This is a genomic window from Pandoraea sp. NPDC090278, assembly GCF_044772185.1.
Taxonomy (GTDB): domain Bacteria; phylum Pseudomonadota; class Gammaproteobacteria; order Burkholderiales; family Burkholderiaceae; genus Pandoraea.
On record NZ_JBIVYJ010000004.1, the window covers coordinates 378,016 to 393,277 of the forward strand.

15 protein-coding genes are annotated in these 15,262 nt (G+C 62.4%); 7 read left to right on the top strand and 8 right to left on the bottom strand.

The window, feature by feature from the left end:
- Nucleotides 1–14 precede the first annotated feature (14 nt).
- Both ACIQWO_RS16785 and ACIQWO_RS16790 read right to left on the bottom strand, forming a co-directional pair.
- On the bottom strand, nt 15–815 hold the full coding sequence (locus ACIQWO_RS16785; protein WP_402826249.1) for an amino acid ABC transporter ATP-binding protein: 801 nt from the start codon (nt 813–815) through the stop codon (nt 15–17).
- The gene (locus ACIQWO_RS16790) at nt 815–1,711 is read right to left on the bottom strand and encodes an amino acid ABC transporter permease (RefSeq protein ID WP_402826252.1); all 897 of its coding nucleotides are present in this window, start codon (nt 1,709–1,711) and stop codon (nt 815–817) included. Before ACIQWO_RS16790 ends, ACIQWO_RS16785 begins: the two co-directional genes overlap by 1 nt.
- Before the next feature lie 180 nt (nt 1,712–1,891).
- Here ACIQWO_RS16790 and ACIQWO_RS16795 point away from each other — a divergent pair, with 180 nt between their 5' ends.
- Nucleotides 1,892–2,803 carry a LysR substrate-binding domain-containing protein gene (locus ACIQWO_RS16795; protein WP_402826255.1) on the top strand — a complete coding sequence of 304 codons (912 nt, stop codon included), beginning with the start codon at nt 1,892–1,894 and terminating at the stop codon, nt 2,801–2,803.
- Nucleotides 2,804–2,897: 94 nt separating this feature from the next.
- A complete protein-coding gene (yddG, locus tag ACIQWO_RS16800; protein WP_402826258.1) occupies nt 2,898–3,806 on the top strand; it encodes an aromatic amino acid DMT transporter YddG in 909 nt (302 codons plus the stop codon).
- Between the two features lie 15 nt (nt 3,807–3,821).
- On the opposite strand, the gene ACIQWO_RS16805 is transcribed toward yddG, so the two are convergent.
- From ACIQWO_RS16805 to ACIQWO_RS16815, 3 genes are all read right to left on the bottom strand, one after another.
- Nucleotides 3,822–4,937 carry an alkene reductase gene (locus tag ACIQWO_RS16805; protein WP_402826261.1) on the bottom strand — a complete coding sequence of 372 codons (1,116 nt, stop codon included), beginning with the start codon at nt 4,935–4,937 and terminating at the stop codon, nt 3,822–3,824.
- A gap of 63 nt (nt 4,938–5,000) precedes the next feature.
- Nucleotides 5,001–5,810: a 2,5-didehydrogluconate reductase DkgB gene (gene dkgB / locus ACIQWO_RS16810; protein ID WP_402826264.1), complete on the bottom strand. Its 810-nt coding sequence runs from the start codon at nt 5,808–5,810 to the stop codon at nt 5,001–5,003.
- 67 nt (nt 5,811–5,877) lie between these two features.
- Nucleotides 5,878–7,083, bottom strand: a complete 1,206-nt coding sequence (locus ACIQWO_RS16815; RefSeq protein ID WP_402826267.1) for an MFS transporter — start codon at nt 7,081–7,083, stop codon at nt 5,878–5,880.
- Nucleotides 7,084–7,185: 102 nt separating this feature from the next.
- Between ACIQWO_RS16815 and ACIQWO_RS16820 the strand changes: the two genes are divergently transcribed.
- Complete coding sequence (locus ACIQWO_RS16820; protein WP_402826270.1) at nt 7,186–8,112, top strand: LysR substrate-binding domain-containing protein; 927 nt, start codon at nt 7,186–7,188, stop codon at nt 8,110–8,112.
- A gap of 60 nt (nt 8,113–8,172) precedes the next feature.
- Here the strand turns inward: ACIQWO_RS16820 and ACIQWO_RS16825 are convergent, their stop codons facing one another.
- Nucleotides 8,173–9,390 carry an NAD(P)/FAD-dependent oxidoreductase gene (locus tag ACIQWO_RS16825; protein WP_402826273.1) on the bottom strand — a complete coding sequence of 406 codons (1,218 nt, stop codon included), beginning with the start codon at nt 9,388–9,390 and terminating at the stop codon, nt 8,173–8,175.
- A gap of 222 nt (nt 9,391–9,612) precedes the next feature.
- Between ACIQWO_RS16825 and ACIQWO_RS16830 the strand changes: the two genes are divergently transcribed.
- Nucleotides 9,613–10,071, top strand: coding sequence for a GNAT family N-acetyltransferase (locus tag ACIQWO_RS16830; RefSeq protein WP_402826276.1), 459 nt, complete (start codon nt 9,613–9,615; stop codon nt 10,069–10,071).
- Nucleotides 10,068–10,661: an FMN-dependent NADH-azoreductase gene (locus tag ACIQWO_RS16835; RefSeq protein WP_402826279.1), complete on the top strand. Its 594-nt coding sequence runs from the start codon at nt 10,068–10,070 to the stop codon at nt 10,659–10,661. The genes ACIQWO_RS16830 and ACIQWO_RS16835 overlap by 4 nt, the downstream gene beginning before the upstream one ends.
- A gap of 73 nt (nt 10,662–10,734) precedes the next feature.
- On the opposite strand, the gene ACIQWO_RS16840 is transcribed toward ACIQWO_RS16835, so the two are convergent.
- Nucleotides 10,735–11,253 (bottom strand): RrF2 family transcriptional regulator, encoded by a 519-nt coding sequence (locus tag ACIQWO_RS16840; RefSeq protein WP_402826282.1) that lies wholly within the window; start codon nt 11,251–11,253, stop codon nt 10,735–10,737.
- A 228-nt stretch (nt 11,254–11,481) separates the two neighbouring features.
- On the opposite strand from ACIQWO_RS16840, the gene ACIQWO_RS16845 reads away from it, so the two are divergent.
- Nucleotides 11,482–12,288 (top strand): phosphodiesterase, encoded by an 807-nt coding sequence (locus ACIQWO_RS16845; RefSeq protein ID WP_402826285.1) that lies wholly within the window; start codon nt 11,482–11,484, stop codon nt 12,286–12,288.
- 139 nt (nt 12,289–12,427) lie between these two features.
- Nucleotides 12,428–13,558, top strand: a complete 1,131-nt coding sequence (locus tag ACIQWO_RS16850; protein ID WP_402826288.1) for an aminotransferase class V-fold PLP-dependent enzyme — start codon at nt 12,428–12,430, stop codon at nt 13,556–13,558.
- 93 nt (nt 13,559–13,651) lie between these two features.
- On the opposite strand, the gene ACIQWO_RS16855 is transcribed toward ACIQWO_RS16850, so the two are convergent.
- Nucleotides 13,652–15,130, bottom strand: coding sequence for an amino acid permease (locus tag ACIQWO_RS16855; RefSeq protein ID WP_402826867.1), 1,479 nt, complete (start codon nt 15,128–15,130; stop codon nt 13,652–13,654).
- Nucleotides 15,131–15,262: the final 132 nt, after the last annotated feature.

Below are 15,262 nucleotides of genomic sequence, written 5' to 3' on the forward strand. Positions count from 1 at the left end.
ACCCCTCGCCGGACTTATGTGCGAGCGTTCGCAAGAAAGCGTTGACTTCGCGCTGTGCCACCGCCCTGGAAGATGTGGTCGGGCGAGCCTTGATCGACGATGCGGCCACCGTCCATGAATACGACGTGGTTCGAGACCTTTCGGGCGAATTCCATTTCATGGGTGACGACCACCATCGTCGTGCCGGTGCTTGCCAGTTCCTTCATGACGTCGAGCACCTCCTGCACTAACTCCGGGTCGAGCGCGCTGGTCGGTTCGTCGAACAACATGACCTCCGGCTCCATCGCCAGCGCCCGAGCGATAGCGACTCTCTGCTTTTGCCCACCGGAGAGTTGCGACGGGTAATGATTCATCTTGTCGGACAGGCCGACGCGGGCGAGCAGCGACTTGCCACGCTCGACGACGTCTTTGCGCGCGGCGCCGCCGACGATGCGCGGCCCGGAAAGCACGTTGTCGAGCACCGTGTAATGGGGGAAGAGATGAAACCCCTGGAACACCATGCCGAAGTACCGGCGCTGCCGGTCCAGTGCTTTTTTCGGCAACCTGACGCAACGTGTGCCGCGCATCTCGCTGCCGAGCACTTCGCCGTTGAACGTCACGACACCGGCGTCTATCAGATCGAGCATGTTGATGCAGCGAAGCAGGGTGCTCTTGCCCGATCCGGAGGGGCCGATGATGGCAACGACGTCGCCGCGATACAGATTGAAATCGATGCCGTGCAACGCAGTAAATGCGCCGAACTGCTTCGTCACGTTACGCATTTGCAGCAACGGTGGCTGCGCCTGCAGATGAAGGGCGTCGTGGTGCGAGTTCATCACGGGTGGACTCCTTTGCCGAAGCGCTTTTCGAGCAGCAACTGTCCGCACATGGCCAGACTGGTCAGGAACAGGTACCAGAGGCAGGCGACGGTCAGCAGCGGAATGGTTTCGAAGGTCGTCGAATAGATCAGCTGGACGGTCGTCAGGAGCTCGACGTAACCGATGACCGAGGCCAGCGACGTGTTCTTGAACATCGTGATGAGCTCGTTGGCCAGCGGCGGGATGATGACGCGCACCGCCTGGGGAATGACGACGTGCCACATCATCCGCACGTCGCTCATGCCCATCGCTTTGCAGGCTTCGCGTTGTCCCTTGTCGACGGCACCGAGGCCGCTTCGAAAGATCTCCGCGCTGTGACCGCCCAGATAGATTGCCAGCCCGATCGCGGCGGCGCTCAGCCGCGAGATCACGTTGCTGGTATCGATGTCGAACAGACTCAGGTTCAGAAACGGTATCGGCAGATAGAGGCGAGGCACGAGCGCCGAGATGAAAAACAGGAACAGCAGCATCGCCAGCGTCGGCGTCGCACGAATGATCCAGATGTAGGCGAACGCCGCACCGCGCAAAACCGGATTTCCGGACATGCGGCACGCGGCCACGATGGCGCCGAGCACCAAACCGAGTGCACTGGCAAGTGCCGTGAGGATCAGTGTGTTTCCAAGGCCCGCGAGTACGCGGGCGTTGAAGAGGTAATGGGCGACGACGTCCCACTGCCAGCGCGGGTTGTCGATGAACCATTGGTAGAAAAGGATCAGGCCGATGCCGAACAACCCGTACCAAAGCCAGTCCGATTTCTTCGGGCGCGGATGGATACGCAGGTCCGGCGCGGGCGTGGTTGAGGTGTCGTCACGCGTCGCCGGGGGTGGCAGCGTGTACGCAGTTTCGTTGCTCATAAGGTGAGTCGTCCTCCGGAAGATTGGGGTAAACCCCCTTTTCAACACATATCGTTATTGCTGATGATCCCCACGCACAACCAAATAGAATTGGGGATATCGGAAGATTAGGAAGTCAAAATCCGCTTGTGAAATGCTTTCTTTTTGCAAATCGATAATGTTTTGTTATTGGGTGCTCACGTGAAACTCCGCCAACTCGAAGCCTTTCGCGCCGTGATGCTGCATCAGACGGTGACGCTCGCCAGCGAGATGCTGCACATTTCGCAGCCCGCGACCACGCGGTTGATCGCCGATCTGGAGCGGTCGCTGAAATTCACATTGTTCGAACGGGTCAAGGGACGGCTGTATCCGACGGTGGAAGCCCGCGCGTTGTACGAGGAGGTGCAGCGTTCGCTGGTCGGCGTCGACCGGATTGCGCGAGCGGCCGATGAGATCCGGAACATGCAGCGAGGCACGCTTCACGTGGCGGCGGCGCCCGCGCTGGCGCTTTCTTTCATGCCGCATGCGATTGCGGATTACCTGAAGACACGACCGGAGGCGCATGTCTCGATGGTCATGCACTCAACACGCTCCATCGTCGATATGGTCATGGGGCAGCGCTGCGACGTGGGCTTCGCCCGTCTGTCGCTGAGTCATCCGACGGCAAATGCCTCGCGACTTGTCTCGGCCAAGATGATCTGCGCCCTGCCTGCGGGGCATCGCCTTTGCGGGCACGACGTCGTCGGGCCGAGCGATCTCGAAGGCGAGCGATTTGTCGCACACCCACGCAGCGTGGAGGCGCGATTGCAGATCGATGCTTTGCTCGCGTCGCACGGCGTGGAAGTCAAAATGCAGATGGAGAGCCAGATTTCGTACGCCATTTGCTCATTTGTCGAAGCGGGGGCCGGTGTTGCGCTGATCGACGCGTTCAGTGCGTGGAGCTACCGCGGCACCGGTGTGGTGTTCAAGCGCTTCGAGCCAGCCATATTCACCGACACTTCGGTGCTGACGCCTTCGCAGCGCCCGGCGCCGCTGTTGCTCAATTCGTTTGTGGAGCACGTGCGGGCGTTTGCACGGGAGAAGCTGGGCGACGGCAATCTTGCCGGTGTATAGCGGCTGCCGACGGCCTGAGCGACGCCGCTACGCAAATCCGCTTTTCGTATAATCCTGCGCTGACCACTTACCTTCCATCGACGCAGGAAACCGCATGAACAGCAGGAACAAGGCGACACTCATTGGGCTGAGCGCGGTGGTGCTCTGGTCGTCCATCGTGGCGCTGATTCGCGGCGTGAGTGAAAGCTTGGGTGCGACCGGCGGCGCTGCGGCGATTTACTCGGTGGCATCGCTGTTCCTCGTGCTGACGGTCGGCTTCCCGAAGCTCAGCACGTTCCCGCGCCGCTATCTGATGTGGGGCGGCTTGCTGTTCGTCGCCTATGAACTCTGTCTGTCGCTGTCCATCGGCTACGCGAACACTGCACGTCAGGCGATTGAAGTCGGCATGGTGAATTACCTGTGGCCGACGTTCACGCTCGTTTCCGCAATTCTCTTCAACAAGCAGCGCGCGAACTGGCTGGTCGTGCCCGGTTTCGTATTGTCGATGCTTGGCATCTGCTGGGTGCTCGGCGGCGATCAGGGGCTCGATCTGCCCGGCATGCTCGTCAACATTGCCGATAACCCGTTGAGCTATGGACTGGCCTTCGTCGGCGCGATTATCTGGGCGGGCTATTGCACGGTAACGGCGCGCATCGCCGAGGGCAAGAATGGCGTGACGCCGTTCTTCATGCTCGTGGCCGTCGCGCTCTGGATCAAGTACTTCGCGGGTGGTGGTGGTGCGATGTCGCTGGACCTCCACTCGGGGATCTATCTCGTACTGGCCGCCGCCGCGATGGGCTTCGGTTATGCGGCGTGGAACGTGGGCATCCTGCGCGGTAATGTGACGATCCTCGTCGGCGCGTCGTATTTCATCCCCGTACTGTCTGCGGCACTGGCCGCGCTGCTGCTGCACACGCCGCTGTCCGCACCCTTCTGGCAGGGCGCGTGCATGGTCTGCGGCGGATCGATTCTCTGCTGGCGGGCGACCCGCGCCGGGAAGGCGCGCGTCGCCACGTCGTCGTGAAGTCTGCTAGTCCACTCAGGCCGCTTCTTTGACCATCGTCGGATAATCCGTCAGACCGCGTGCACCGCCACCGAACAACGTGTCGCGATGGTGCAAGGCCAGCGGCGCACCGACGCGCAGGCGCTCCGTCAGATCCGGATTGGCCACGAACGGACGGCCGAAACCGATGAGATCCGCCCATCCTTCCGAGACAGCTTCACGCGCGCGCTCTGCCGTGTAGCCGCCTGCGTAAATCAGCACGCCCGGGTACACCGCGCGCAACTTCAGCTTGAACTCGACGGGCATCACCGGTGCGTCGTCCCAGTCGGCTTCCGCGATGTGGATGTAGCCGACACCCAACTCGCCCAGCAGCTTCGCGGCCGCGAGGTAAGTCGTTTCCGGATCGGCGTCGACACAGCCGTTGAGCGTGGTCAGCGGCGCGAGACGGATGCCGATGCGCTTCGCATCGCCCACGCCCTCGATCAGTGCTTCGGTCACTTCGCGCAGGAAGCGCAGACGGTTTTCCAGCGTGCCGCCGTAGGCGTCGGTTCGCGTGTTGGCGTTCGAATCGATGAACTGATTCACGAGATAGCCGTTGGCGCCGTGCAGTTCCACGCCGTCGAAACCCGCTTCGATGGCGTTGCGCGCCGCCGCACGGTACTGGTCGACGATCTCGCCGATTTCCTTGATGCTCAGCGCGCGCGGTGTGGAAGCCTGCACAAAGCCGGGCGTCGTGCCGTCTTCACCAGCGATGAAGACGTTCACGCCTTCGGCCTGAATCGGCGACGAAGACACGGGCTGACGGCCGCCCAGCAGGCTCGTGTGGCTTAGTCGGCCCACGTGCCACAACTGCGCGAAGATATGACCACCAGCGGCATGCACCGCCTCGGTCACGGTGCGCCAGCCGGCGACCTGCGCGGGCGAATGGATGCCGGGCGTCCACGCATAGCCTTTGCCGAGCGGGGCGATGTAGGTGCCTTCGCTGACGATCAGGCCAGCCCCGGCACGTTGCGCGTAGTACTCGGCCATCAAAGCGTTAGGGACATCGCCGGGCTGGCTCGCACGCGAGCGGGTCATGGGCGGCATCACGATACGGTTCGGCAGCGTGATCGCGCCGAGTTGCAGCGGTTGAAACAGAGGGTCCTGAGTCATGATGTGTGCAATGTTGTCGTCGTTGCCCGCAGGCAACGGCTCAAAGGTTCGATAGCAAGGGGATCAGTCGTCCCACTTGGCGGCGAGTCCGTCCGGGCTGACTTCGCGACCATTGCGGTCGAGCGCGGCGATCTGTGCCATGTCGTCGTCCGTCAGACGCAGCGTTTGCGCCAGCAGATTGCTCGCCAGATTTTCACGCTTGGTCGACGACGGAATCACCGAGAAACCGCGTTGCAGCGCCCAGGCGAGCACCACTTGCGCAGGCGTGGCCTGATGACGTTGCGCGATCTTGCCGATGACGGCGTCGCCCAGCACCTTGCCGTAAGCGAGCGTCATGTACGACGTGACGTGAATACCCTGTTCCTCAAGGAAACCTACGAGCTTCGGGTTTTGCAGGTACGGACTCAGTTCGATCTGGTTCGTCGCGATGGCGTCTTTGCCCACGGCGGCCATCGCCTGCTTCGTCAACTCGATGTTGAAGTTCGAGATGCCGATCTGACGCGTAAGACCTTTAGCCTTCGCGTCGGCCAGCGCGGTCATGAACTCGTCGAGCGACACGCCGTTGTTCGGCGCGGGCCAGTGGATCAGCGTGAGGTCGACGTGGTCGGTGCGCAGCTTCTTGAGGCTGTCTTCGAGGCTGGCGGCGAGCTTGCCCTTGGCGTAGTTCTCGACCCAGATTTTCGTGGTGAGGAACAGATCGTCGCGAGCGACGCCGGACTCGGCAATCGCCTGACCGACCTCGGCTTCGTTGCCGTAGATCTGCGCGGTGTCTACAGCGCGATAGCCCAGTTCAAGGCCGGTACGGACGGAATCGATGACAACTTGGCCGTTGAGGCGGAAGGTGCCGAGACCGAATGCGGGAATGTGGCTCATGGTGAAATCCTTGATCAATTAGGTAACGAAAAACGTGCTGCTGTGTGTTGTGAGTCGAAGCCGGGGTTCAGTTGCCAACGGTCTGCATCGGCGTGCGGTGCATCGCAATTTGCAGCAGCACCAGCAACAGGCCCGATCCGGCAATCAGCGCACCGACGATGGGCACTGCTGTGTAGCCATATCCGGCGGAAATCACGGCACCACCGGCAGCAGCCCCCACGGCATTGCCGAGGTTGAAGGCGCCGACGTTGACCGACGATGCGAGTCCCGGCGCTTCGGAGGCGGCGCGCATCACTCGCATCTGCAGCGGCGGCACGAGGGCAAACGTTGCGATACCCCAGACCACGACCGCGAGGGCGGTGCCGATGTGCGTGCGGGCCAGAATGGGGAAGGCGAGCATGATCGCGACGAGCAGCACCAGAAAGACGATCAGGCTGGTGTTGATCGAGCGGTCCGCGAGCTTGCCACCGGCGATGTTGCCGACCGAGAAGCCGACGCCCACCAGCACGAGCATCGCGGTGACGAAGCCGGGCGATGCGCCAGTGATCGTTTGCAGCGTCGGTGCGATGTACGTGTACAGGGTGAACATCGCGCCTGCACCGAGCACGGTCGTCGCCATCGCCATCAGCACGACCGGGCGCGTGAGCACCGACAACTCGCGGCGGATATCCGGCATGCGTCCGGCTTCCCCCTTGGGTAGTGCGAAGCGCAGCGTTAGCATGGTGATCAGGCCGAGCCCGGCGGTGGCGGCGAACGACATGCGCCAGCCGATGGTCTGGCCTAGCCACGTGGCGGCAGGTACCCCGCCGATGTTCGCAATCGTCAGCCCCATGAACATGGTGGCGACAGCGCTGGCCTGCTTTTCTCGCGGCACCACGCTGGCGGCAACGATGGAGCCCAGCCCGAAGAACGCGCCGTGGTTCAGGCTGGTCACAAGACGGGCGAGCAGCAGCGTCGTGTAGTTTGCCGAGACGGCCGAGAGCAGGTTTCCGATGGTGAAGATGGCCATCAGCGCGATCAGTGCCGTGCGGCGCGACCAGCGCGACATGATGAGCGTCATGATGGGCGCGCCGATCATCACGCCCAGGGCGTAAGTCGTAATCAGCATGCCCGCCGTCGGGATCGAGACGTGGACGCCCTCGGCAATCACAGGGAGCAGACCCATCGGCGAGAACTCCGTCGTGCCGATGCTGAATGCGCCGATGGCCAGGGCCAGAAGCGACAGCGTGGTGTGCGCCGACGATGTCGAGGTTTGGGGGGAGGACTGGTTCATGACGGGAATTCCCGGGTCGGTGAAGTTGAAGCGCAGTCTGCGCTCTTTACTTTTGCGGAAAAAGTAGCCTATAAACGAAATTATTTTGATTTGAAATCAACAATGAAGATCACGCTCGACGAACTGCAAGCCTTTGTGGCCGTGGTGGATACGGGGTCGATCACGGCGGCGGCCCAGCAGCTGGACCTGACGGTGTCGGCCACCAGCCGGACATTGGGGCGGTTGGAAGAGAAGCTGAAGACGACGCTGCTGCGCCGCACAACCCGTCGGCTGGCGCTGACGGAGGAGGGCAACGCGTTCTTGCTGAATGCGCGCGCCATCATCGATTCGGTCGAGAGCGCGGAGGAGCAGATGGTCACGCGGCGCGAAAAGCCGTCCGGACGACTGCGTGTCGATGCCGCGACGCCATTCATGCTGCACGTGATCGTGCCACTAGTGCCGGGCTATCGCGAGCGCTATCCCGAGGTGGAGCTTGAGCTCAACAGCAACGAGGGCTTCATCGATCTGCTGGAGCGCCGCACGGACGTGGCCATCCGGATCGGACGGCTGAAGGATTCGACGCTGCATAGCCGACTCATCGGCAACAGCCGTACGCGCATGTTCGCGAGTCCGGCTTATCTGGAAAAGCACGGGCATCCGCGCCGCGTGGAGGATCTGGCGAAGCACACGCTGCTTGGCTTCTCGCAGCCGGAATCGCTGAACGTGTGGCCGATTCTCGGTGCAGACGGCGAGCCGTATCGGATCGTGCCGGATGTGATGTCGTCGAGCGGCGAGCCGCTTCGGCAACTCGCGTTGGAAGGGGCAGGCATCGTGTGTCTGTCCGATTTCATGACAGTGCGTGACTGTGAAGCGGGCCGTCTTGCGCCGGTGCTGGCGCGTCAGGCGCAGGACGTGCGTCAGCCGATTCACGCCGTGTATTACCGCAACACGGCGATCTCGGCGCGCATCGCGTCGTTCGTCGACTATCTGGTGGCTGAGCTTCGCGCACAGATGGCGACGGGGCAAGCGAAAGGATGGGTGGCGCAGTAGTGCACCCATGCCGCAATGCATTGGCGCGGCGGGACGGGGGGACCCCACCGCGCCGCCACATTACGCGACCACGGCCTGACGCGGGTCTGCGCTTGCCAAAGCCTCCGCACGCGTGGCGTTGCTCGGCGGATAGATCCACTGCGTGTTGATCTCCGTCTTCAGCTTCTTGCCTTGCGCACCCTGCAACACGACCTGACGATCCCAACCTTCCGTGTAGACAGCACCCCACGGACCGAGGTCGAGACACGTCACGTATTTCGGCTGGTTGTAGGGAATCGGCGCTTCGCCGATCAGGTCCGCCGCCACGTTGTGGCCAGCCGAGCGTCCCAGTGAAATCGCGTGCTGACACGCCATCATGGTGGCCTTGTCTCCGCCGTCTGTGGTCGTCGCGCGGGCGCAGTCGCCCGTGGCGTAGACAGCGTCCAGACCGATCACCTTCAGGTTCGCGTCGACGTGCAGACGGCCGAAGGCATCACGCTCGGCGGGAATCTGCGCCGTAAGTGTGTTGGCGCGTGCGCCAGCCGTCCAGATGACGGTGTCGGCGTCGATGCGCTCGCCGTTCTCCAGCGTCACACCGTCGGCGTCGATGTTCGCGACGCCCGATCCCAGCTTCCACGTCACGCCCAGTTCCTGAAGCGCTTGCGTAATCACCGGGCGCGGACCCGGGCCGAGATCCGGGCCGATGGCGTCGTTGCGCTCGACCATGATCACACGCACGTCAGCGTTCTCGCCAAGGATCTCGCGCAGTCGCGAAGGCATTTCGGCGGCGGTTTCGATGCCGGTGAAACCTGCACCGGCCACCACCACGGTGTTGCGGCTGACGGTTGCCGGGCGGCTCGCCAGACCGTCGAGATGCGTTTCGAGCTTCACGGCGTCGGCAATCTGGTCGACGTTGAACGCGTGTTCCTGAATGCCCGGAATCGGCGGGCTGAACAGACGGCTACCTGCGGCGAGCACCAGACGGTCGTAGCTGATGGCGCCGTGCGGCGTCTCGGCGTCGAGATCGGCGATCGTCACCATCTTGTGTTCGACATCGATGTGCGCGACACGTCCCTGAATGAACTGGACGCCGACCGTGTCGAAGAGCTTCTGCAACGGGGCCTTCATGCCGCCGGGGTTCTTTTCGTACAGACGGGGACGAATATGAAGATGCGGTTCCGGCGCGACGAGGACGATTTCCACGTCGGTGCGTCCGACCATGTCAAGCAGACGCGCAGAAGCCAGAGCGCTCCACGTTCCGGCGAAGCCTGCGCCGATGACAAGAATACGTTGGGTCATGCTGATTACTCCTGAAAACTCGGGGGGGAGGAGATGAATTGCGGCGGTTATCGTTGTGATCCGATAACGCCGATTCTATGAGTCGGCGTTTCATCGCGCAAGTATTTTTTGCAGATGACATGCTCGGTTCGTGTCTTGTCCCGGAAGTTTCGACAGTTCTTGTCACTGGTCCATCGCAAACCCGGCGGATAGAGTCTTCAGTGAACGACTGTCAGAGAGATCATGAATACGTTGCTTACTTTCAAACACCTTGAGACGCCCGACGCGGTGCACGCGGCCTATGCCGTCATGAAGGAACTTCGCCCGCATCTGGCGAGCGCCGAGGCTTTCGTCGAGCAGGTGGAGGCTCAGCGCAAGGAGTCATACCGGCTGTTGGGCGCGTTCGACGGCGAACGCCTGCTGGGCCTCGCGGGCTACCGTCACGTGACGAACCTGCTGTACGGTCGGTTCGTCTATGTCGACGATCTTGTCGTGGCGGCCGATAACAAGCGGGGCGGCGCAGGGTCGCAACTGTTGAACGAGGTCAAGGCGATTGCCCGCGAGTCGGGATGTGCCAACTTCGTGCTGGATACCGGGCTGCATATGCCGCTCGCGCAACGGTTCTATTTCCGCAACGGTCTGCTCGCGAAGGGCATGCACTTTGTGGAACCGTTGACGACGTCGCGTGAGGCGAGCCGATGAGAAGTCTTCTGCTTAACGCCAGCCCGCATGGTCCGGCCAGCCGTGCATTCGGCATGGCCCACACGTTTTTGGAAAACAACGCCCGGCGCTACGGCGACGGTCCGGTGATCGTTCGCGATCTGGTTGCGTCGCCCTTGCCGCCGATCTCGGTCGACTACGCGACGGCCATTACGTCGAGAGAGCCGGATCCAACGCATTTTGTCTTGTCCGAGCAACTGATCGAAGAGATCGAGGCCACGTCGTTTCTTGCGATTGCCACACCGATGCATAACTTCACGGTGCCAGCGGCGCTCAAGTTGTGGATCGACTATGTGTTGCGCATCGGGCGCACGTTCGCGAGCACGCCCGAAGGCAAAGTGGGATTGCTGAAGGACCGGCCGACCATCGTCATCATCGGGTCCGGCGGGTTTCACACTGGTGAGAATGCCCGTCAACCGGACTTTCTGACGCCGTACCTCCGGCACGCGCTGGGCTGCATCGGCATCAAAGATGTGACGTTCTTCCCCATGCAGGGGATGGTCATGCCGCCGCAGGCTGAGCAGGCGATGCTCGACTGCGAACGGGATCTGAGCCGTTATCTCGAACGGTGAATGATGGGACGCGGTCGCGCGAAGGTGGCGCGGCCGCCAGGTATTGCGTGCGTGTTAGTGCCGGTGTCTGGCGTTAATGCGCACGCCGTGCCGCAGCGCGGTCGTCGAACCACGTGATGACGCGCTTGCCGTACGTGGCCGGTGCTTTCGCGTTCACGCCTGCGGCCAGATCGGCGAGCGTGTGCTTGCGCAACTCGGCCCGCATGCTCTCTTCGGCAGATTGCATGATCGCGTTGATCGAGCACTTTCCTTTCGACGCCCACGCGGGCGGATCCCCTTCGAACAGCGCGCACTGACGTCGCACTTCGCGGCAGTCGAACAGGCCCTTCTCGCCATCGATGGCGACCACGACGTCATGCACCGTGATGTCCTTGCTGTCCTTCGCCAGCGAGTATCCGCCCCGTACCCCTTCCGTCGCCACGACCAGCCCGGCTTTGGACAGGCGGGTAAAGAGCTTGGCGGCATATTCCACCGGAATGCCCTGCATCTCGGCGAGATCGCGCACGCTGGCGTCGCGAACACCGGCGGACGAATCCGCAAGGTAGAGCAGACAGTGCAGGCTGTATTCGACGCCAGTGCTGATGAAGGACATGGTATTGGGGGTGACGTTGTTTGCGTTCGCGGGCGGCGTTTTCATAACGGCGACCGAGCGGATCGGCGTAATTATAACGCCGAAGCTGCGGATGATGCTGGCAGCTCATCCCGGTGTTGAGCGTCCGGGGTACGATGGCACCCGTCTGTCACACGCTATTCTTGCGCGATGGGCATTGTTGGCCTATCCCCTCGACACCTGTTCCTCCCCCCGGGAAAGCGTATCCGCATGGAAAAGTTCATTCACATCACCGACACCCATCTCGTCACGCCGGGCGAGCCGTTGTACGGCCTCGATCCCTACGCGCGTCTGGTCGCGTGCGTCGACGACATTCTCGAGAATCACACGGACGCGCAGTGCTGCGTCATCACCGGCGATCTGACGCATCGCGGCGAAGCGACGGGCTATGCTGCATTGCGCGAGCAACTCGACCGCCTGCCGTTCCCCGTCTTCCCGCTGATGGGCAACCATGACCTGCGCTCGGCATTTACCGGATCGTTTCCGGAGCGTCTGCGCGACGAAGACGGTTTCGTGCAGGGCCGCTTCGATCTGGGCGACGGCACGCTGCTGATGCTCGATACGCTGGACGAAGGTCAGCATGGCGGGCTTTACTGCGAATCGCGACTGGCGTGGCTTGCGCGTCAGTTGGACGAGGCAGGTGATCGTCCGGTGTATCTGTTCATGCATCACCCGCCGTTCGACATCGGCATTCCTAGCCTCGATCACCTCGGGCTGGCGAATCCCGAGGCGTTCCTGAAGTGCGTAGGCGGACGCAAGAACGTGCGGCACCTGTTCTTCGGTCACGTCCACCGACCGGTGTGCGGAAGCTGGCACGGCATTCCGTACTCGACGATGCGGGGTCTGAACCATCAGGTGCCGTTCGATATGCACACGGTCGATCTGGTCCGCCAGAGCCACGAGCCGCCCGCGTACGCCGTGGTGCTGCTCGCCGACGATCAGGTGACGGTGCGCTTCCACGACTATCTCGACAAGTCGGCGCTCGTGGACGAGGACGCGGGCATGCGCGGCATGTAAGTCGGAGGCAGGCAGCAGGTGGCAGGCGGGTGTCATGGAGAACCCTGAGCGGGCCGGGGCTTTCCATCAGGGCGCTGGCAATGGGATTTCGTTAGAATCTGTTCCAGCCCGATTCACATAACTATTATCGGAGGCAGACATGCCAGGATTACTCCCCGACGTCGATCGCGACGGCTTGCTCGAATACTCGGTCGTCTACACCGACCGTTCCGTCAATCATATGTCGCAGCGCTTTCAGGGCGTGATGCGCGACATTTCCGATGGCCTGAAGAAGGTCTATAACGCGACGTCGGTCGTGGTCGTGCCGGGCAGCGGCACCTTCGGCATGGAAGCCGTGGCGCGCCAGTTCGCGACGAACAAGAAGTGTCTGGTCATTCGCAACGGCTGGTTCAGCTTCCGCTGGTCGCAGATTTTCGACATGGGCAACATTCCGTCGGAGACGGTGGTGCTCAAGGCGCGTCCCGTTCAGGCAGGACGGCAAGCACCGTTTGCCCCCGCACCCATCGATGAAGTGGTCGCCGCGATCAAGGCAGAGAAACCGGATCTGGTGTTTGCGCCGCACGTCGAGACGGCCTCGGGCATGATGCTGCCCGACGCGTATCTTCGCGCCGTGGCCGACGCGGTGCATTCCGTGGGCGGCATGTTCGTGCTCGATTGCATTGCGTCGGGGACGGTGTGGGTCGATATGCAGGCGTGCGGCGTGGACGTGCTGATCAGCGCCCCGCAGAAGGGCTGGAGTGCATCGCCGTGCTGTGCACTGGTGATGCTCGGCGCACTCGCGCGTGAGCGCATCGACAGCACCACGAGCACCAGCTTCGCGTGCGATCTGCGTCAGTGGCTCCAGATCATGGAAGCCTACGAGAAGGGCGGCTTCGCCTACCACGCCACCATGCCCACCGACAGTCTCGCCGTGCTGCGCGAGGTCATCAAGGAAACGGAAGCCGACGGTCTCGAGAAAGTGCGCGACGAACAGCTCGAACTCGGCCGACGCATTCGTGCGCTGCTGGCGGAGAAGGGCTTTAAGAGCGTGGCGGCGGAAGGGTTCGAAGCGCCGGGTGTTGTCGTCTGCTACACCGACGACGATGGCATCCGCACGGGGAAGAAGTTCGCCGAGGTGGGCGTGCAGACCGCGGCCGGTGTGCCGCTACGTTGCGACGAGCCGGAAGACTTCAAGACGTTCCGTATCGGCCTGTTCGGCCTGGACAAGCTCAACGATGTCGACGCGGCCGTGAACCGGTTCGAGAAGGCGCTGGACAGCGTGTTGAAGTAATTTCTGAAGTCGTAAATTACTGCAAGGGCGGACTGGAGATCAACCGCTTCGCCCTTGCAGAATGTCCGAATGTGCGTCTGAAGCGTCAGCCTTTCAGGCCGTCTCCCCAACCGATTCCCCATCCGTCGAATTCGTGCGAGCGCGCATTTGTCCGTGCGGGAAATGCATGTCGCGATACTTCACGAAATGCGACCCGCGCACGAGCCGGTACCCCGCCCAGATCAACAAGAACAGTGGAATGCCGATGTACGTCGCTACCACACCGCCCCAGTCGATCTTGTCCTGAAGGAAGGCCTCGTAGTTCTGGCCCAGCGTGATGATCAGGCACAGCACGAAGGCGAAGATCGGACCGAACGGGAAGAACGGCGAGACGTAAGGCAGATTGGCCAGATCGTGGCCCTGCCGGACATAGCCGCGACGGAAGCGGTAATGGCTGATCGCAATGCCCAGCCACGCGATGAAGCCCGTCATGCCCGAGGTGTTGAGCAGCCAGATGTAGACGGCGTTGGGACTGAACACGAACGTGAAGAAGCACAGAGCGGCGACCGCGGCCGTCGCCAGCAGTGCGGACATCGGCACCCCGTTGCGCGAGATGTTGCCGAAAATCTTCGGCGCCTTGCCGTCGCGCGCGAGGCTGTAGAGCATGCGCGTTGCGGCGTACATTCCCGAGTTGCCTGCCGAGAGCACCGAGGTCAGCACCACGGCATTCATGACCGACGCTGCGCCGAGCAGACCCGCGCGCTCGAAGATCAATGCGAACGGGCTGACGCTGATATCGGTCACGTCATTGCGCAGCAAATGCGGGTCGGTGTACGGAATCAGCAGGCCGATGACGAGAATTGCTGCCACATAGAACAGCAGAATGCGCCAGAAGACCTGACGCACGGCGCGCGGCAGATTACGCGCCGGATCCTTGGACTCGCCCGCTGCGATGCCGATGAGTTCGGTGCCCTGGAACGAGAAACCCACGACCATCGCTACACCGATCAGTGCCGCAAAGCCGCCAGCGAAAGGCGCGTCGCCCACTGCCCAGTTGGCCACGCCGCCGGTTTCACCGCCGCGAATGATGCCCAGCAGCATCATCACGCCCATCGCCACGAAAGCCAGCACGGCAATCACCTTAATGAGCGCGAACCAGAATTCGGCTTCGCCGAACCCGCGTGCCGACAACGCATTCAGGCCGAAGGTAATCGCAAGGAAGAGGGCGCTCCAGTAGACCCCGGGAATGTCGGGGAACCAGTACGCCATGACGAGCTGGGCGGCCACGAGGTCCACTGCGACGGTGACGGCCCAGTTGTACCAGTAGTTCCAGCCTAGTGCGAAGCCGAAGCCTTCGTCGACGTAACGCGCGCCGTAGGTCGAGAACGAGCCGGACACGGGCATGGCGGCAGCCAGTTCGCCCAGACTCGTCATCAGGAAGTAGACCATGAGGCCGATCAGCACATAACCGAGCAGCGCCCCGCCGGGGCCAGCCTGCGCGATGGTCGCGCCCGAGGCGACAAACAGGCCGGTGCCGATGGACCCGCCGACGGCGATCATCGTCAGGTGGCGTGCCGACAAGGTGCGGCGCAATTCGGACGGTGCGGACGAAGCCGATGCGCCCGGCTCACTGCCAGCACGGGACGGGTCGTGTTCCGATGAAGCCAAAGTTCTGTTCCTCAAGTGCGAATAAATGTCCCCGGGAATGCGGAGTGGGGGGGATTG